21 protein-coding genes and 1 riboswitch are annotated in these 18,809 nt (G+C 38.0%); of the genes, 6 read left to right on the top strand and 15 right to left on the bottom strand.

The features are described 5' to 3' along the window. Positions 1-133 precede the first annotated feature (133 nt). Positions 134-634, top strand: a complete 501-nt coding sequence (locus tag MUN87_RS19095; protein ID WP_244742916.1) for a DNA-deoxyinosine glycosylase — start codon at positions 134-136, stop codon at positions 632-634. 56 nt (positions 635-690) lie between these two features. Here the strand turns inward: MUN87_RS19095 and MUN87_RS19090 are convergent, their stop codons facing one another. From MUN87_RS19090 to MUN87_RS19075, 4 genes are all read right to left on the bottom strand, one after another. Beyond that, on the bottom strand, positions 691-1,395 hold the full coding sequence (locus MUN87_RS19090) for a sulfotransferase family 2 domain-containing protein (protein ID WP_244742914.1): 705 nt from the start codon (positions 1,393-1,395) through the stop codon (positions 691-693). 129 nt (positions 1,396-1,524) lie between these two features. Then, on the bottom strand, positions 1,525-2,307 hold the full coding sequence (locus tag MUN87_RS19085; RefSeq protein WP_244742911.1) for a CPBP family intramembrane glutamic endopeptidase: 783 nt from the start codon (positions 2,305-2,307) through the stop codon (positions 1,525-1,527). Positions 2,308-2,619: 312 nt separating this feature from the next. Further along, on the bottom strand, positions 2,620-2,790 hold the full coding sequence (locus MUN87_RS19080) for a hypothetical protein (RefSeq protein ID WP_244742908.1): 171 nt from the start codon (positions 2,788-2,790) through the stop codon (positions 2,620-2,622). Between the two features lie 753 nt (positions 2,791-3,543). Continuing rightward, entirely contained in the window at positions 3,544-4,584 is a 1,041-nt protein-coding gene (locus tag MUN87_RS19075) for an NAD(P)-dependent alcohol dehydrogenase (protein WP_244742905.1), read from the bottom strand. Between the two features lie 199 nt (positions 4,585-4,783). Here MUN87_RS19075 and MUN87_RS19070 point away from each other — a divergent pair, with 199 nt between their 5' ends. Both MUN87_RS19070 and MUN87_RS19065 read left to right on the top strand, forming a co-directional pair. Beyond that, a complete protein-coding gene (locus MUN87_RS19070; RefSeq protein WP_244742903.1) occupies positions 4,784-5,188 on the top strand; it encodes a MerR family transcriptional regulator in 405 nt (134 codons plus the stop codon). A 134-nt stretch (positions 5,189-5,322) separates the two neighbouring features. Continuing rightward, positions 5,323-5,628 (top strand): GRAM domain-containing protein, encoded by a 306-nt coding sequence (locus MUN87_RS19065; protein WP_244742900.1) that lies wholly within the window; start codon positions 5,323-5,325, stop codon positions 5,626-5,628. 121 nt (positions 5,629-5,749) lie between these two features. Here the strand turns inward: MUN87_RS19065 and MUN87_RS19060 are convergent, their stop codons facing one another. From MUN87_RS19060 to MUN87_RS19045, 4 genes are all read right to left on the bottom strand, one after another. Then, positions 5,750-7,135 (bottom strand): extracellular solute-binding protein, encoded by a 1,386-nt coding sequence (locus MUN87_RS19060; protein ID WP_244742898.1) that lies wholly within the window; start codon positions 7,133-7,135, stop codon positions 5,750-5,752. Between the two features lie 64 nt (positions 7,136-7,199). Further along, positions 7,200-8,051 (bottom strand): carbohydrate ABC transporter permease, encoded by an 852-nt coding sequence (locus MUN87_RS19055; protein ID WP_244742896.1) that lies wholly within the window; start codon positions 8,049-8,051, stop codon positions 7,200-7,202. 24 nt (positions 8,052-8,075) lie between these two features. Then, positions 8,076-9,056, bottom strand: coding sequence for a carbohydrate ABC transporter permease (locus tag MUN87_RS19050; protein ID WP_244742893.1), 981 nt, complete (start codon positions 9,054-9,056; stop codon positions 8,076-8,078). A 98-nt stretch (positions 9,057-9,154) separates the two neighbouring features. After that, positions 9,155-10,546 (bottom strand): family 4 glycosyl hydrolase, encoded by a 1,392-nt coding sequence (locus tag MUN87_RS19045; protein ID WP_244742891.1) that lies wholly within the window; start codon positions 10,544-10,546, stop codon positions 9,155-9,157. A 175-nt stretch (positions 10,547-10,721) separates the two neighbouring features. Here MUN87_RS19045 and MUN87_RS19040 point away from each other — a divergent pair, with 175 nt between their 5' ends. Further along, positions 10,722-11,558, top strand: a complete 837-nt coding sequence (locus MUN87_RS19040; RefSeq protein ID WP_244742889.1) for an AraC family transcriptional regulator — start codon at positions 10,722-10,724, stop codon at positions 11,556-11,558. A gap of 285 nt (positions 11,559-11,843) precedes the next feature. Here the strand turns inward: MUN87_RS19040 and MUN87_RS19035 are convergent, their stop codons facing one another. The 4 genes from MUN87_RS19035 to MUN87_RS19020 form a co-directional block, all read right to left on the bottom strand. Then, positions 11,844-12,923 carry a DUF4179 domain-containing protein gene (locus MUN87_RS19035; RefSeq protein WP_244742886.1) on the bottom strand — a complete coding sequence of 360 codons (1,080 nt, stop codon included), beginning with the start codon at positions 12,921-12,923 and terminating at the stop codon, positions 11,844-11,846. Then, positions 12,920-13,438, bottom strand: coding sequence for a sigma-70 family RNA polymerase sigma factor (locus tag MUN87_RS19030; protein WP_244742883.1), 519 nt, complete (start codon positions 13,436-13,438; stop codon positions 12,920-12,922). The genes MUN87_RS19035 and MUN87_RS19030 overlap by 4 nt, the downstream gene beginning before the upstream one ends. A gap of 138 nt (positions 13,439-13,576) precedes the next feature. Next, positions 13,577-13,882, bottom strand: a complete 306-nt coding sequence (locus tag MUN87_RS19025) for a hypothetical protein (protein ID WP_244742881.1) — start codon at positions 13,880-13,882, stop codon at positions 13,577-13,579. A 103-nt stretch (positions 13,883-13,985) separates the two neighbouring features. Next, entirely contained in the window at positions 13,986-14,453 is a 468-nt protein-coding gene (locus tag MUN87_RS19020) for a hypothetical protein (RefSeq protein ID WP_244742879.1), read from the bottom strand. A gap of 196 nt (positions 14,454-14,649) precedes the next feature. Here MUN87_RS19020 and MUN87_RS19015 point away from each other — a divergent pair, with 196 nt between their 5' ends. Further along, positions 14,650-14,820, top strand: coding sequence for a hypothetical protein (locus MUN87_RS19015; protein WP_244742876.1), 171 nt, complete (start codon positions 14,650-14,652; stop codon positions 14,818-14,820). 74 nt (positions 14,821-14,894) lie between these two features. On the opposite strand, the gene MUN87_RS19010 is transcribed toward MUN87_RS19015, so the two are convergent. Together MUN87_RS19010 and MUN87_RS19005 are read right to left on the bottom strand one after the other, a co-directional pair. Then, on the bottom strand, positions 14,895-16,202 hold the full coding sequence (locus MUN87_RS19010) for an LLM class flavin-dependent oxidoreductase (RefSeq protein WP_244742874.1): 1,308 nt from the start codon (positions 16,200-16,202) through the stop codon (positions 14,895-14,897). Between the two features lie 68 nt (positions 16,203-16,270). Then, positions 16,271-17,023: a 3-oxoacyl-ACP reductase gene (locus tag MUN87_RS19005; protein WP_244748012.1), complete on the bottom strand. Its 753-nt coding sequence runs from the start codon at positions 17,021-17,023 to the stop codon at positions 16,271-16,273. A 129-nt stretch (positions 17,024-17,152) separates the two neighbouring features. Beyond that, positions 17,153-17,253, bottom strand: a riboswitch (TPP riboswitch). A 267-nt stretch (positions 17,254-17,520) separates the two neighbouring features. Between MUN87_RS19005 and MUN87_RS22345 the strand changes: the two genes are divergently transcribed. Next, positions 17,521-17,649, top strand: a complete 129-nt coding sequence (locus tag MUN87_RS22345) for a hypothetical protein (RefSeq protein ID WP_255840636.1) — start codon at positions 17,521-17,523, stop codon at positions 17,647-17,649. Positions 17,650-17,798: 149 nt separating this feature from the next. Here MUN87_RS22345 and MUN87_RS19000 read toward each other — a convergent pair whose 3' ends face one another. Then, the gene (locus tag MUN87_RS19000) at positions 17,799-18,779 is read right to left on the bottom strand and encodes an anti-sigma factor (RefSeq protein WP_244742872.1); all 981 of its coding nucleotides are present in this window, start codon (positions 18,777-18,779) and stop codon (positions 17,799-17,801) included. Between the last annotated feature and the right edge of the window lie 30 nt (positions 18,780-18,809).

Raw genomic sequence — 18,809 nt, 5'->3', positions numbered from 1 at the left:
TATCGGACTTTATTACAGTGTACCATCAAAGGTTGCTGTTATCTTCTATTAATTATGCGATTTCCTTCCTTTATAGACGACTCACATCTGATATAATTTTATGATAAGAGATAGGTGGAAAGGTGAGATAGACATGGCTAATCAGAAAATATATTCATTGGAACCAATTATTGATCAACAGGCTAGTGTCTTGATTCTTGGCTCTATTCCTGGAAAACAATCCTTAAAGAAACAGCAGTATTATGGCAATCTACGAAACCATTTCTGGCCGATATTATTTGAGATTTATCAACAGGAGTGGATGGAAACCTATCAGGAAAAGGTTTCTTTTTTACATGATAAAGGAATTGCCCTATGGGATGTGATTGGAGCCTGCTACCGAGAAGGCAGTCTCGATTCCAGTATAACAGATGCGGATCCGAACCAATTGGAAGAACTACTCGATACCTATCCTACTATTAAGAGAATTGGTTGTAATGGTACAAAATCGTATCAAACCTTTCGCAAACACTTTGCGCATTTAATGGCTAAATATGAGGTGAGAATGCTGCCTTCTACCAGTCCGATTCCTGGCCGTTATAATAAAAGTTTTGAAGAAAAGGTAGAGATTTGGAAAGGGATATTTGAGGAATAGCTAATGATTAACTCGGGCAGCCCATTCACCTGAAAAGGCTGCCCTGTTCGTGGTTATCATGAATCTTTTTTCTCAAGGCCATTTTGCAACTGCTGCTCAAAAAGCTCTTGTGCATACTGATACAATTCGATATCTAATTGATTGTTGTCTTCGATTAATGAGATAAACTCCTTTGACAGCTTACTTTTCAGCGGACGCTTTTTGGTAATGTTAAGTCTTTCGTATTCAAGCGTATTCCATCCCAAAGCTTTTTGCATAAGAATCAGTGATTCATCAAATCTTTCGTTAAGTCCGATTACGCTGAACGTTCGTAAATTTTCTTTTGCTAGATCAATAGTTGGTTCGGATAATCCAGCTATCATTTTTGTCTGGCAATTATGCGCTTCCGAGTGTTTGTTTATAAATTCTTCAAATGTCATATCCTTAAACTTCGGAAAAACGGCTGGCTTACTCTGATAATAATAATAAAGGGATACCACTCGATCTACCGGATCACGCAACATGGTGAAATAGGAAAAGGGTCGAGAAAAAATAGCATGAATACCGTAAAAGTAGTGTCCAGCAACAGCCTTAATATTATTTTTGTCTAATTCGTTGAGCTCCATATACTTCGATTTCATCTCGTCTGGTAACAGATGGTTATAAAATTGATTTTCTTCGTATTGTCTTCTGAAAATTGAATTTAATGTTGTTCCTCCTGTTTTAGGGATATGCATAAAAATAATTAAATCCTCATTCAATTTATATAACTCTCCCTTCATTACGTTACTACTAATGAATGCAGAGAAGAGGAAAAAGTTTGGACAATACGATTTATTTTTATAATTGTGCTCTTCTCGAAGTATCTATTTATATCTGTCTACCGCTACATTTGCCAGCCATCAGATTGGTTAATGAAAGATGGATACAAATAATACGTGAAGAAAGAAATCTGCTGACATATGTGCAACCATTGCATACTCTAAGCCTTTTTTCCAATACAAGTAACCGAACCATAAACCAAGAAGACCATTTAAAACCAAAGCCCGTATAACAATGATAGCAGACAATTCACCGAATACTTGTATCGTAGCTGGCAAATGTCCTATTCCAAATAAAATGGCTGTGAGAAATATTGCAATATAGTAGAAGCTTCTGGGGATATTTCCTTTTTCCTTTTTTGTTATTCGCGCCAACAGCCAGACAACTAGTGTCATACCAAACAGACGCAGCATGAGTTCCTCTGTAATACCTCCATAAACAAGAGTAAGCAAGCCTTGCCACCAACTAGTAACGGTGGTTTGATCCTCCGGCATTTCTATCATAGGAGAAAATATAAATAAGTCTAGAAAAATCGTGATAAGGGAACCAATAAACGCTACCAAAATACCGATTATCATCCATTTTTTTGAGAGGGTTTGTGGTTTTTTTCCGTAAATAAGTCTCTCTAATATCGGAGCTTTTAAACTAGTTCTCTCTTGTAGTCTTACGCCAATTAACACCATTACAAACAATAGCAAAATGTCGATAATAGAGTTTACCGTTACAACTAATGAAACTGGCATGGCCTCGGGACTTGATTGATAAAATTCATTGTTCATTAAGATGGTCATTTCATATGGAATGATTGCAACTATTCCGATACCACCTAGAAACGTGAGTAATAGAGCTAATTTTATATGCCATTTTCGCACTGAATCACTCCTATTTTCAGATACTTTCTTATACGGATATTATTGCAAAAAAAGCTTCGTTATGACTCTTTCTTTTTCATTAGTTCATTTTTTAAGGCTATCATCAAAATAATGAGAATGGATTCCAAATATTTTCAACTAGCAGGCTTATTAACTTGCACATCTGAGAATATATTAATCATTCGCAAGAAATGTTTAGGGAATGATTTGAAGTTAACAAACTGCGGATTGCATAAAATAGTAACTAGTTTCAAAAATGTAGCGCTCCCATGCAAATTACAGTTTATCTGGGGCAGCTTCTTTCAATTGGCTTCAATCCTCTAACTCGTAACTCACTGGTTCCTGATAACGATCATCAAATTGATCTAATATCAATAACGCACCAAATATTATGGTAAAGCCTATGATCACAAGTAAAATGATACTAATAACAGAATAAAGTAATATTTTTTTCCACCCTAACTCTTTCATCCGCTCTTTCAACTTTACGCACCCCTTTTCCAAACAGCATTTACCATATTGTAACAAAAATATAGTCATTCATGCGCAACAATTGATAAAAATATCCTTTTTCTCATTGGAGGGATCTGGCACACTTCACCCGATCCTAATTGACATAAATACTATACAACTATCTGGGATTAAGTTAAGTGGCACATAGCGGACATTTTGAAATAATTCATGTGCTGATACCCCTTCTACCAGCCATTTTTCGTCCTGCGGAAGTCTATGGGCTGGACTACGCTATGGTACAGACTCTTTAAGGAGACAAAACCAGCAGGGAAACACCATGATTTGTCTTCTTTCTTCCGAAACAATACAAATCTTTGGTGTTCACTTCCCACTTTTGGCTCCTTTCTCACTAAACGATACAAATCTTTGGTGTTCGCTTACAACTTTTGGCTCCTTTCTCTCTAACGACACAAATCTCACGGCACTGCAATTACTTTTGGCTCCTTTTCTTATCTCACTAACGAGAATGATTATATACTTTTCATTCTTATACTTGGTACGTACTAAATCTTCATTTCGTCGTGCTTCTTCATTACTAAAACTTTTCCTAACATTAGAAAAACTCGGCATTCGCCTTGTCTTTAGCGAGTGCCGAAGTTTTTCTTATACTTGGTACACTTTAAATTTTCACTACGTCGAGCTTCTTCTCTGCTAAAATTTTATACTTTCCTAACGTGTAAAAAAGGCTTAGAGATTGTCCTCCAAGCCTTTTCTTATAAAAACTTACATCGTACTAATATCAATCACGAATCGATACTTAACATCTGAAGCTAACACGCGCTCATATGCGTAATCAATCTGATCTGCCGAGATCACTTCAATTGAGGGAACGGTGTTATGTTTTGCACAGAAATCCAGCATTTCCTGTGTCTCACGAATGCCGCCAATCATGGAACCTGCAAAGGAACGACGGTGAGGAATGAGAGAGAACACATTGACAGCCAATGGCTCTGCAGGTGCACCAACATTTACGAGCGTCCCATCTAACGTTAATAAGGAGAGGTGCGCATTGATATCAATATTAGCACTTACCGTATTAATAATCAGGTCAAAGGTACCTGCCAGTTGCTCGAAAGTTTCGGGAGAGCTTGTGGCATAGTAGTGATCTGCACCGAATTGCATGCCGTCCTCTTTTTTATTCAATGTTTGTGACAATACCGTCACCTCAGCCCCCATAGCATGTGCAATCTTAACAGCCATATGACCAAGACCGCCCATACCAACAACGGCTACTTTCTTACCAGGGCCAGCTTGCCAATGGTTTAATGGAGAATATGTCGTAATTCCAGCACAAAGTAATGGCGCAGCTACATCAAGCCCAATGTTATCAGGAATTCTAAGAACAAAATCCTCTGTTACAACGATGTGAGTGGAATAACCACCTTGAGTCGGCTCGCCATATTTATCTACACCAGCGTATGTTGGAACATTTCCTTTGAGACAGTACTGTTCTTCTCCTTGCTGGCAATTCTCGCATTCACCGCAGGAGTCTACCATACATCCAACACCAACACGGTCACCTACCTTATACTTGGTTACCTCGGGTCCTACATCCGTCACTACCCCAGCTATCTCATGTCCAGGTACAAGAGGATAGTTCACCTCTCCCCAGTCACCATGGGCAGTATGAATGTCAGAATGGCAGATTCCTGCATATTTAATCTCAATCAACACATCATGTAAATCAAGTTCGCGTCGAGTAATCTCAGCTGCGCGGAACGATTTTTTTGGACCGTCGACAGCACGTGCTTTAGCAGTTACCATTAATAAAAACCTCCTGAAATAAATACTTAAAGAGAGCTTCTTCTCTTTCCCATCCATTCTACGCCTTATAGTTAACTCTAGGTCAAGTGATGAAGTCTATTTATTTGAAGGACTTTCTATATGTAATAGATTTTGACATTCCAGTAATACCGTGATAGTATTTTGCCACTCGAAGTTAATCAGAAAAGGGAGATCAGTGATGAAAACATATTCTATCGGAGAAGTGGCAAGAGAATTGAACCTTACCGTATATACCTTGCGTTACTATGACAAAGAAGGACTTCTGCCCTTTGTGGAACGTACAGCTAGCGGAACTCGCCTGTTTAAAGCATCCGACTTAGACGCACTAAAAGTGATTGAATGTCTAAAATCGACTGGAATGCCCATTAAGGAAATTAAGAGCTTCATTGATTGGTGCTCAGACGGAGATGACACACTGCAGCAAAGATATGACATGTTTTTGGAACGAAAAGCGAGTGTGGAAGCACAGATGGAAGAACTGAAGAAGACAATGGAGCTGATTGAGCATAAATGCTCCTATTACAAGACGGCACTGGATGCTGGCACTGAAGCCGTTCATAAAACAAATAAAATAGAGATTTAAAGCAAACCACCTGTATATTGCAGGTGGTTTATTTCTGCACCAATAGGGAATAAATTGGTAACTCATTAGAAAGGATGAAACTTTTCTCGCGCTCGATCGTATACATTAGAAAGACAAGGAGAGGTGATAGTCTCATGGAAAACGTCGTAAAAAAGGGAATGGCGAACCTGTGGAAAGGAAAAGAAGCCGTCGGTGGCAAGTTGTATTTAACTTCTCAACAGCTAACACATGAAGCACATAAAATGAACATTAAGAAAGAGAAAGTGGAAATTAATTTATCAGATATTGATCGCTTGGAATTTTATACGAATAAAGTTTTAGGAATACCACTTATGAAAAACGGTTTGAAAGTGGTAGACAAAGAGAATCAACAGTATAAATTTGTGGTGAATAAAAGAGAGACTTGGAAGGATGAGATTGAGGCGTTGTTAGAAAACTAATAAAAAACATTAAAAGATTCTCCTATACTTAAAAAAAAGAAAGAAGGTTTATAATTAGAGTGATTCCGATTGTTTTAGAATCACTCTAATTATGTTTATTCTGCCCTAACTTATTCACTCACTATCTATTCTCTAACCATGCTGTACTTTCCTGTTGCGCCTTCTTTAGTGCATCTTCCGGAGATCTCTTTCCTGTTAAAGCCGCTTCCACTTCAGAAGTTAAAATAAATCTCGGCTGAGCAGATCCCCATGGATAACGTGGAGTCCACGGAGTAGCGAGTGCTTCGAAAACAGGATTTATCAGCTCCTCATATTCCTTCACACTTTCCCAGTCTTTAGCCGCCTTAAGGGAAGGCATCGCACCGACTTCCTCAAAAATATATCGTTGAGCAAATTCACTTGTAGCAAATTTCAACCATTCCCATGCCAAATCCTTATTTTCACTATTTTTCGCAATAGTGATCGGACTTCCAGAAAAGACTCCACCTTGGCCTTGATCATTCTTAAACACTTGTGCAATACCAATTCTATCATCCACCCCCTGAGCATACGCTGGTTTCACAATGTTCTCAGGTGCCTGATCAAGCATAATAGCGATATCGTTTTCTTTTGTCATCCATTTTTCATTTCCTTGATTGCTAACGATTCCTTCAGGTGCTAATTCTTGCATATCTAACAACCAATTTAATCCTTTTAACATTTCTGGCGAATCAAAAGAAAATTCCATTTCATCCCAAGCAAAGCCTGTACCCCACTGTCCATTTTGACCTTCAACTGTGTTAGTTAAAGTAAAGGCAGAACCCCAATCTCCTCGGTACCAAATACCATAGTTTTGTTCACCTGTCTCAGGATTCTCACCAGTCATCTTACTTGCCTTTTCAGCAATTTCTTCCATAGTAGGATATTCAGAGAGATACTCTACCCCCCACTGATCAAACAATTCCTTGTCATATGCAATGAAACGAGCATCGCTAAGAAAAGGAAGGCTGTATATACTCAAATCTTCGCTTTCCGGACCTAAAGCTTTCCACCCTTCCACCTGATTATCAATAAACTTATCCACCTGGAATTCGTCATCTTCTTCAATGAATGGCTGTAACGGTTCTAGAACACCTTGTGAAGCAAAATCCGCCACCCCAGGCATTTGATAGACATCCGCTTCACCTGAAGTGAGCATTGCCTGAGTTTTTTCTGTATAACCTTCCCATGGCATTAATATAAATTCAACAGTAGCACCTGGATGTTGCCGTTCAAATTCTTTCTTTAAAACCTCTACTCCCTCTGTTTTAACTCCAGTAATGGGGTCTGTTGAAGATTCCATAGAAAAGTTACCAATCAATTGAACCTTTATCGTTCCCTCCCAATCCTGAGAATTGTCCACTTCTGCTTTAGGAAGATCCGACATCCCTTCAGAAGTGGAATCATCACTGCAAGCTATAAGTACCACTGCCATTAACATCACAAGAACGATACCAAAAAAAGACTTTTTGCACCATGTAAATCTCATTTCTTCCCCTCCAGTTTTTAAGTTATCATAGGTCATATAGCCACTTGAAAAAGGAATGTTGTCATCATCCCTTTACCCCACTAAGGGCAATACTTTGAATAATGTATCGTTGTAAGAAGAGATACAATACTATGATCGGTAAAATACTTACTGTCGCAAGAGCCATTGTTAACCCACCTAGACTCGTACCATTCTCCAAAGAAAAACTAGCCAAATATAACGGCACAGTGTGAAGCTCCTGACTATTAAGTACAACTAACGGCCACATAAAATCATTCCAGCTCCATATAAAAGCAAGAATTACCATGGTTGCGGCAATAGGTCCTGCCAGTGGTAAATAAACCTTAAAAAAGATCCGGAACTCACCAGCACCATCAATCTGCGCTGCTTCTCGAAGGGTATCTGGAAGCTGATCAAAGAACTGTTTACATAGAAAGATCAGCATGCCATTTATAATCGGTGGCAGGATGAGCGGCCAGAATGTATTCAATAAATCAACACTGTTAAACAAAGTATATAAGGGTATCAATCGTGGTTCCATTGGTATCATTAAGGTACATAGTACAATAATGAATAACAATTTCTTTCCTTTAAAATTCCCTTTTGAAAAAGCGTAACCAGCCATTAAAGAAGCAGACACTCCAATTAAAACAGAACTAATTGTAACGATACCTGAATTAATATACGACTGGATTAAACGTCCATTTTCAAAAACAATCCCGTAGTTGAAACCAGACAATTCTTGTGGAATTAACCTCGGTGGAAAAGGCATACTTATATTTGCCGTCCGGTCAAATCCGACACTGACCATCCATATAAAAGGTGCCATTAGTACAACGCCACACACTAACAAAACAAAAAACTTGAGAATATCGGTTAAACGTTGCATTTGGTTCTCAGTAAGATTATTATTCATTCCGCTTTCCTCCTCTCCGTGTCATCATAATTTCATGTTAGAAACTTTTAAGTTAATAAATGTGAATATGAGGATAATGATAAACATTATATATGTGGCAGCAGAGGCAATTCCAAACTCCATTCCAGTGAAACCCCTTTCATAAATGAATGCACCCATTGTTTGTATCGAACGGGCAGGGCTTCCAGTCGGACCACCTAATACATACACCTCATTAAACCGCTGCAGAGCACCAATCCAACCAGTGATCAGTAGGAATGCAAAAGTAGAAGTCATGTTAGGTATCGTGATAAACAGCCATTGCTGAAATCTTCCAGCACCATCAATACGAGCTGCTTCATACATTTCCGGCGATATTGCCTGTAAATTTGCCAAACAGATAATAATAACAAACCCAATCCAATGCCATACCGACAGTAAAATGACTCCCCATTTTGATGTATTGGGGTCGGATAGCCATCCAGGTGTTGGCAAGCCCAATGAATCAAGTACATAATTAACAATCCCCATTTCGGGATGAAGAACAAAAGCAAAAATCATCGCGGCCGCAACAATCGAAGTGACATTAGGCAAGAAGTAAACTACTTTGAAAAAGTTTTGCCCCTTAGGCGTAGAATTAATTAACGAAGCAAAGATAAAACCTAAAGGAATGGTAATTAAAATCTGAAAAATACCAATATAGAAAGTATTCCATACCGAGTTCCAGAAAGGGCCCGATGTCAAAACCGTCTTGAAGTTTGCAAGACCGATAAACGTCTCATTCGTTCCATTAGATTGAAAGAAACTGAGTCTTAAAGATTCAAAAATGGGATAAACCATGAAAAGCAGAATCCCAAGAAGCGCTGGAGTCAGGAAAACATACCAAATGCTTCCTGACTTTGATCGCTTCTTTGTTACTTTCTTTGCAAACCCCTTTTGTGGCTCTCTTCTTGAGTGATTAACTGGTGACACAAGCTGATGTTCCTGCTCATGATTTGGCTGTGTTTCAGCTTGGTTTCCGTTCATAACAATCTCCTTTCTTCACTCATATGTGAGTTTTTTTGTTTGAAAGATTCGTCTGTGAAATGGTTGCAAATAAGGATTAACTGTTTTAACAAGCAATCTTACACATAATCCTTCTCATACCACTGCTTAGGAATCATATCCTTCTCCAACTCCAGAAGTTCTTCAATAATCTGATCGGCATCAGCAATTGAATGAACAAGTGGATCAGTCAGCATCGCCATTCTAAGCTTGTCACGATTTCCTTCTACAACTGCTTCTGCTGTTAATTCATGTGTATCCAGCACTAACTCTTGCATACCTCGGATTCCGCGGGGCATTTCACCAACAGGCAGTGGCTTGACTCCATCCATTGTGACGTCGCAAAGTAATTCCAGGAAGGAATCGTCGTTCATATTGGAGACTGCGCCGTGATTGACCGTGTTAATGTAGAATGGTTTACCTAATCCCCCTACCATATTTTCAATAATATCGGTGGCATGATCCGGACCAAATGTGTCCATGAATGCACTGATTGGCGTTTCACCGCTTAAGAACTGATCAATCTGTTGCCACATCTCATCATGACGCTGATAACGGTCTTCTGTTTCCCAAATCGATAATGGCGGAATTGAATCTTCCAGTTTGCCGAGGCCTTGCCAGTAAGGAACGTATTCCTTTGTATGTGCCGTACAAGTTGGGACATAGCCAAAAATATCATATAATTGATAGCTGATCGCATCATTGAAAAGTGCCTTGGCACCGGTATCACCACCGACTGTTTCTGTCTCTCCAGAACGTCTCAATGATTCCGCAATTGCAGGAAGTACATCTCTCCCTTTATACTCCGCCTTCAACAGCCATGTGAAGTGATTGACACCCGCTATGCGCACATCAAATTGACGATCGATTTCGTCGGTATACTCCTCTTTGTCTTTGATGATCCCGGCCCGTTCCGCATAGATGATTTTCTTATGCGGCATATGATGCGAATCACAGAGAGCAAACGTCTTTAAATTTGGTGCATACTTTTTCAACGCCATGCCATTCACTGTCGATGGATTAATATAATTGATCACCCATGCTTCCGGACAGATGGCTTCAATATCTTTGGCACACTCCATGATCATCGGAAGTTCACGCATCGCACGGAAAATACCACCCGGACCAATCGTATCGCCGGAACACATTCTGATTCCATATTTTTCAGAAATATCACAGTCTATCCCTCTGTATTTCACCGTATCTACAGCAAAACTAAGGACGACAAAATCAGCATCCTGCAATACTTCTTTGCGGTCGACCGATCCTTCGATTTTTAAATCTACCTGATTGTCCTCGACCACCATTTCTGCTAAGTTGACCAGTTTATTCAACCTTTCTTCGTTTGAATCCACTAAAGCCAATGTTCCTTTGTTTAGATGCTTTGAATGTACCATCTGCCAAATACACTGGCGGCCAAAGAACAAGCTTCCTGCTCCTAGTACTACTACCTTTGGATTTTGAATCGTCATTGAAATTCCCCTCCATTTCTTGTGTTATGTTTCATTATAGAAAGCGGATTCAATAAATAACATGCACGAAAGTAAGCACTTCATGTCAAAAAGTAAGATTAACTATCCAGCGAAAATTCATATGATATAATGAACAGAAAATAATATGTCGAAAAGTATGAGGATGATTTCAGGGATGGATAGTGTAGATATTTTTAATGAGCTTTCAGAACTTGTAACGGTCCGGATCAATTCCTGCAGCGAAGTCGAACATCCAAACAGTTGGATAGAAAGAAGACAGTATAAAGATTATGACTTATGGTGTATTCAAGAAGGGCAAGTAGAAATCAGGATACAAGATGAGGTTCACATCGCTTCAGAGGGAGATTTAATTCTTCTTAGTCCAAAGGTTGCTTATTCCGCAACAACCCCAAGTGACAGTTGCATCTTTATTTTCACTCATTTTGACGTCAGTCTTGGCGATCATCTAAGTATTCTGGATAATTTTCAGCTGGCAGGGATTTTAAAAAATGAGCTTGTAAAAGAGGAACGTCGTCTTTTTTTGGATGCATATGATCAATACAAACTTCAAATGGCCATGTCACAGATGCGTTTAAAGGGAGCTTTGACGATTCTGATAGCCAAGATTATGGAGCATTATGGCCGTTGTCACTATCGAGGTGAATTTATCCAAAATGCCTCCGAACAGAAGCTGACCAAATATTTGGATAAGCTGCAGCCTGTGTTTGATTTCGCTCATGAACACCTTCATCAAACACTGACAGTTGGAGAACTCGCGACGATAGCAGGAATGTCGGAGAAATATTTTATCTCTTATTTTAAGCAAGCACTAGGAGTGACCCCTGGGCGGTATATCTATCAATTAAAAATGAACCGGGCTCGCGACCTTTTATACAGTAAACAATACTCGGTTCAGGAAATTGCCAGCATGCTTGGATACCCCGATCCATACAGTTTTTCGAAGGCGTTTAAGAAATATTATCAGGTGCCGCCTTCTAAGTTTGTTTGGTGAGTTTCGGTTTAAGTGATAGACGCCGTAACTTGGTTATGCCATCTTCCTAAAACAATTGATTTTAGTTGGGTGGTTTTATGCCTTTCTCTTCATAACCAACACGACAAGTCCAGAGAAACTACCCTCCCATTCCCTTTCTCTATCTGTTGGCGTTAGAAAGCACACCCACCGTTCAGCACTATCTACATCTTTTATTACACCGCAACATTTATTTACCAAAAAAATAGAAACAACATTTCTTTCATGTGAATGCTGTTTCTATCTTTCTCAACTAATAACGCAAATTTATTTATATAACATCTCATAAATATTATCATGTTCTTTGTCTCTGATAATCAATTTATAAGATATTTTCTCGACTTTTAATGCATCTCTTTTTACTTCTATTACTTCCCTTGCGTATTTCGCAATTTCTGCTGCCAGTTTTTTAGCTTGTTCTTCATCTGACAAGGAAGTCTTCAAAATAATTTGGAGTGGTTCTGGATGAAAGGAATAGGCAAATCCGTTCACCTCACTGAACTTTTTATTCGCTTCATCCATCACCGAACTAAAAATAGGCTGCCAGTTTTGATCTCTTATTTCCGCCTCGCTTCGTCCGGTGATTTCAACTTGATATTCTAAATCTGTTTTATTAAAAATCGCATCATGTACAAGACTTTCAACATCATTCTTTTCTTTATTAAATTGTTGCTGGGTATCTCTAACTTCAATTTGCAGAATGGGGTTTTCAGCATCCATACTCATCACTCCAGGTTTATACCCTTTTTGCCGCAACACTTCTTCAGCTATTTTAAATAATTGATCGGTGCGTTCTGCTTGTTCTTTGTCCTCTTTGCTTACCTCAGCAAAATCATCGTTTTTTAATTCTATAGAAATGTTAACTTCACCTATGTTGAACGAGTCTGCTAAATCATTGATCATTCCTTCTATTTCTTTTCCATATTCTTGTTCAAGGGTTTTATCTTCAGTCAAAATGTTTATTTCAGGCGGGTCGTAGGTGAACATTCTAGACATGGAGACACTAACTACACCTTGATAATTCTTGCTTAACGATTCACTTACCTTGTTATATAATTCATTTAACATTTCTTTCCTATCTTCCGTTTGATCCATACTTTGTAAGATTTGATTTAGTAAAGGAACATTTGAAATAACTTTCGCCATGACGGGAGAAACAAATGTGGAACCCATTAACAGAGAAATGAATATTACTGCGGCACTGCATAAGTAGGTTATTTTTTTGCTTAGACTCCAGTTTTTTCTTTTACCTTGTTTTATCGCACTTTCTACCGCACGATTCAATTTCTTTTCGGGAATTTCTATTTGATCGATATCCTTCTTAAAATTCGGAAAGTTATTGTTCATTGAATACTTTCCTCCTTTAAATACATTTTTAACTGTTTAACTGCACGATGTAAATGAGTCTTTACCGTTCCTTCTGGGCAATTCAATGTTTCTGCAATTTGTTTCACCGTAAAATCCTGATAATACCTGAGAATGATAACAGTTTTATACTGGTCATGCAGCTGATTAATTGCATCAACCAAGTCGATGTGATCTTCTACCTCGTAAATTTCGGTTGTCCGAAACTCTTCCATTGCTTCAATAGGTATGACCCGCTTGTTTTTCTTTATAAAATCCAAGGCATTGTTAATCAGTATTCGGGTTAACCAGGTCGAGAAATATTGATTTTTCTTTAGTTTTTTAATTGATATGTACGCTTTGTATATGGTTTCCTGCACAATATCTAAAGCATCATTTTCATTTTTTACATACATATAGGCCATCCGGTAAAGCTTATTTTTTTCTTGTTGAATCAATTCCTGAAAGGCTTTCTGGTTTCCCCTTCTTGCCTTATTAATCATCTGCTGGTCCGACATATTTTCCTCCTTTCGCTTCAATAATTAGACCCCAAATAATACTAAAACGTTTCAATAAGAAAACAAGAATCTCCTAATTTGAGATTCTTGTTTTCTTATCAGCGTAATGAAATTTGATAATACTACACTTTTCTCACGCTATCTAGAAAAATTCTCGCCTTCCTCAAGCTGGTTATCCATTAGCTCATTCAGCTTTTTCTTCGTATCAAAATAAGCAACGATAAGTACACTAACATCAATGATTAACATACCTATCCCCAGTACAGTTGAACCACTAAATCCTAAAATTAATCCATAAACCATTCCTCCACATATACATGCAAGATATAGATATCCTCTTTTTCTATTTTCAACAAATATAGAGGAGAAAACGGCTATCGCTAAAAGTGAGCCAATTAATTGAGCTATAAAAACGGTAATATGCATCCAAAAATTAAATTCCATATTTCCACCCTTTTAGACAAGTTAATCTTAAGAATCAACTTATGTATTTCAATGTATTCATTTTGACGCTGTCTGGATGTCTCACTTTCAAGATCCACTATAATCAGCCAATAACATATGTAATCACTACAAAAACTCCCCAAACGAAAACAGGAATCCAAAAGCTTTTCAGAGCACTATTCCATTTGTAAATATTTTTCTTCATCAACACATAATCCGTGATGAAATACAATATAGATGCAAACAAGCTGTACCAAAGTAAAATCAATCCGAAAAGAACATGAAATGTTAATGAAAAATATATCTTCAAATTCCCCTTAGTGTGTACAGCTAACCAATGGGCAATATAATCGCTTATCGTAGACGTTATGGTGGCGTACAAGAGGATAACTGGAAAACCATACATAAGATATACCCGAACTGCTATGGCTACATTTTGAAAATATTGACCAACCGATGTAATTTCACTGAATGGATTAGGAACTGCTAAGCCTAACAGGATAGCAAATAACGAACCAGAAATGGTAGCTGCTATCACTTTTCTTGATAACAAATCACTTAATTCACTCATCTTATATTGCTCCTTAACATAGTTCTCTCTACATCTATACTAACATAATATTCCACATAAATAAGAACGACCTTTTTGATGATCGTCTAATTCTGATGTAAATATAAGAAAACATCCGGTAGAATAATTGATCAGTTCACAAAATCGTAGTAATTTTCTCTACTATTTTAAGCACCATGAACAGACTTTAGGTGGCATGTCCTATGAACTATTCGATGAGACTTATGACCTCGATCAGGCTTTACATCAGTTAACTGAGCTTGAAGACTTATTCAGGAAAGGGATCATCCCTTTGGATATCGAAAACATACTAACACTAATGATCTCTTTCGAACCATTGGTTGCGTTTATCACGGCCGATACATAATAAAAAATTATCCCCTCATATGCATTTTTAGACTAATACCAGCATCTCACCCCTTAACTAGTAGAGTCATTTTATTATGCCAACCCTAAATGTTCACGAAAGGTATGACCTTCATATTTTTCTCTGAAAATACCTCTTTTTTGCATTTCAGGAACGATAAGTTCAACAAAGTCCTCTAAACTACCAGGTAATGTAGGAGGCATAAGATTAAATCCATCAGCCACACCTGCTTCAAACCAGACTTCCATCTGATCCACAATTTCGTCGGGTGTGCCTATCAGCGTGTGATGTCCACCACCTGCATTTAGATATCCTAATAATTCTCTTACTGTAGGTTGTTTATCATTAATAATTTCTAGTATCGTTTCGTAACGTCCAACTGGGCCAGTAAATTCTTCTACTGGGGGTAATGGAGGTACTTCTTTATCAATTTCCCAATTAGAACAGTCTTGTTGAATAAAGAAACTCAACTGTTTTAAGGCTGTTTCAAGAGGTAATTGCTCATCTAATGCTGCTTTTTTGGCTAGCGCTTCTTCATGAGTACGGCCTACATAGGTTACTAAGCCTGGAAATACTTTGATATGTCTATCGCTGTCTTCGCTATGTTTAACTTGTTCATCTAATCTTTCACGAAATTTTTTGGCTTGGTTTAAGTTCCACGATACGGAATAGACTGCATCGGCATATTTTGCAGCTAATGCAACGCCTTGTTTCGATGCCCCTGCCTGCATGGATACTGGTTTGCCTTGCGGACTTTTTGGCGTAGTGGATGGTCCATTCACTGTGAAATAAGTACCCTCGTGATGAAAAGGCTGAATGTTTGAAGGATTTATCAATTTTCTTTCTTCTCGATGATGTAGAAACTCCTTACTGTCCCATGAAAGAAATAACTTATTCATTAAAGCAGCGAATTCATCTGCCTTTTCATAGCGTTTGTCATGAGAAGGTAGTTCTTCCATACTATGATTTAATGCCTCTAAATCAGTCATTGACGTTACGAGATTCCAACCAACACGTCCTTTTGTAATATGGTCTAAACTTAATAGTTGTCGTGAAGCTGTAAAAGGATTAGAAAAAGTACTTGAAATTGTTGTGACTAATCCCACATGATTTGTCACTTGAGAAATAGCAGTTAAATTGACTACTGGATCAAACCAAAATGCTGGCATATCACTAGAATCTTTCGCTTTAAATGACTGATTATCAGCAAAGAATACTGCGTCAAAATACCCCTTTTCCGCTATTTGTGATAAAGATTGGTAATAAGAAATGTCGCCAATCCGTTCAACGCTTGAATCTGGCATTAACCAAGCTGCTTGGTGGTGTCCACAACCATACAGCAAAACTCCTAAGTGTAGCTGCTTTCCTTTTGTCTTTGTCATTTTTTTCACACCTCCAAATAGAGCATTATTAATTGACTTGCATACTCCTTATTTTAAAGATTAAGCAATTAGTTCATTGTCAAACCGCCATCAACTGTGAAATTCTGACCTGTAATACCGTCCGCATTTACCGAAGATAAATAAGCAACCATATTGGCTACATCTTGAGGTGTGGTCACCTTCTTCAATGGCGTTGATTGAGCAATTAAATCGAATACTTCTGGAGTTGTAGCAGCACTGGCGTCAGTCGTTTTTAATAATCCACCTGAAACGACATTCGCTTTTATACCATATAGTCCTAATTCAGAAGCGATATTACGTGTGAATCCTATTAATCCAGCTTTAGCTGTTGTATATTCGTGGTAGGGTACAACTGGATTTTGGTATAGATTAGTACCGATATTGATAATACTTCCATTTTTTCGTTCAATGAATTGAGGTATGACGCTTTGAACTACATTAAATGCTGCTTTTAACGTACCATCTAGGTGTTTTTGATAATCCTCCCAAGTGAGTTCTGTAAAGGTTTTCTGTTTGTTTGGATCGAATTTGAAATCTACTAATGCATTGTTAACTACAACATCTATTTGACCAAAATATTCTGTTGCTTTATTTATCAATTTATCTACTTCTTTACGATCTGTTACATCAGCTTGAATTGCAATCGCATTCTTTTCACCAATCTCAGAAACTAGCTTCTCAGCAGCATCTTTGCTTTGATAATAATTGATAACCACTTGAAAACCTTGTTGTGCCAACGTCTTTACAATGGTTGCTCCTAAACCTCTACTGCTACCTGTTACTAATACGCTTCTACTCATCATAACAACTCCTGTATTTTTAATTTTGATGAAACTTAAATAAAAAAAATACGCAACCTTCCCATAGGAAAATTGCGTAAAACTAAATAACTACATATTAAGCATAAAGAACAGTCGCTCTTTAAGTATGTATTAGAGTTTACACTTTCCTACGCTAGTTTCAACTAGTTCAGGTTCAAAGGGTTTGAGGTAATACTCATCTCAGTTAAATAACACCCCTAGTGCATATATTAAATTATTTTTAATAGTATCGTTTAAAGAAATTTATGTCAAGGTAATATGACTTGTTCATGTTATTCTTCACATATTTTATTATTCCCCTGCTCTTTATAGCACTACTACTCTCATCAAGGTTCGGTCTGTTGAAACCGTGAACAGTGCAACGTCTGCTCAGAATCATTTTGACTTCCTCTTTTTGTGATATCCGGTACTGATAAGCTTTGGTCGTATTGATATATCTCCCGCCACACATAATAAGAAAGAAAGGAGGGTTTACTTTGAAAAGCAAAGGTGTCGGCGAAAAAATTGAAGAAACGACAGAGAACCTAATGAAAAAAGGCGTCCCTGCAAGAACAGCAGCATTTGCCTCATCCATGGGCTATCTTAGGCACTTGAAAAAGAAATAACTGTCACACAAAAAGGAGCAAAATCTTTTGCTCCTTTTCCTTCCACTAATTCGGGTCATTTTTTACCCTCTGATTGAGAACGATAATGCTCAAATCCCTTTTCCGTGGCATAAGTCTTAAAGACCCTATGATACCGCCTCGTAACGTCCTCACTCCTCCCAATTCCACAACTCAACTTCTCCTAGCTGTTCACCCTGAACAAAGTCAGCCTCCTGCAATGTTAATAATTCTTTTGCAGGACCTGTTACAACAGCCCCATATACAGAAAAACCTTCTTCTTCAAGATATTGATATCTTTCCTCTAAATGGCCGAGACGCAGGAAATCCTGATAATAACTTTCAGGCTTTTCAAGAAGGTCGCCCATGTTCTTTAACATCAGCTGCTTGCTATCCTCTAGTGAACCTTCATCTAACCAGGTAATCCAGAGTGACTGATGATAGTTTTCATCATGATCCATACCGCCTGTTAAACCAATTACATCGGATAACATCATTAAATTGCTTCCACCAGTCCAGCCATAGGGATCATAATTAACGAACTCCCCGGTATACAAAGGCATCCATAATACGCGAAGATCATAATCAGCTAATGATTGTATCAGCTGCTCAGCTTTCATAAAATCTGTAGTGGAAAAAGCTAACTCGCCCACTGTTCCTTCAGGCAGCTTCTCCAATGTTCCCCACACATTTGGTGAAGTATTAGCCTTTAACTTTCCTCCTGAACGTGGGTCTTCAGGTAGCGAAAAGGAAAATTCACTTAATTTCTTTTGACCTGGATATTTATAAGTAATGGTTGAATAACTGCTGGACAGTCGTTTCGTTATTTGCGCCTCACCAATTACAAGATCTTCTGTCCCAACCTTTTTCAATACATTATAGGACAAACTTTTTGTTCCGAAAGCTGACAGGTCTTCTTCCTTTATCTCAAAATCACCTCGCACATTGGGTACTGTCCATTCAAGCGCAAGACTGGAATAATACATATTTTCTTTTCCAATCGCTGATTTATCAAATACTATATTCGTAACCATCATATAAAACGCATAAATAAAAAACACAGCTATTAATGTCAGAATAAACCGAAATGCAAGCGTGAATTTTGAGTTTCTTAGCATTTGTTTTTCTGTCATCGTTCCATCCTTACTTTTTCGTTCATACAG

The sequence above is a fragment of the Gracilibacillus salinarum genome (assembly GCF_022919575.1).
Lineage (GTDB): Bacteria > Bacillota > Bacilli > Bacillales > Amphibacillaceae > Gracilibacillus > Gracilibacillus salinarum.
The sequence above is the reverse complement of the archived record's forward strand: the minus strand, read 5'-3'. Positions and strand labels throughout refer to the sequence as shown.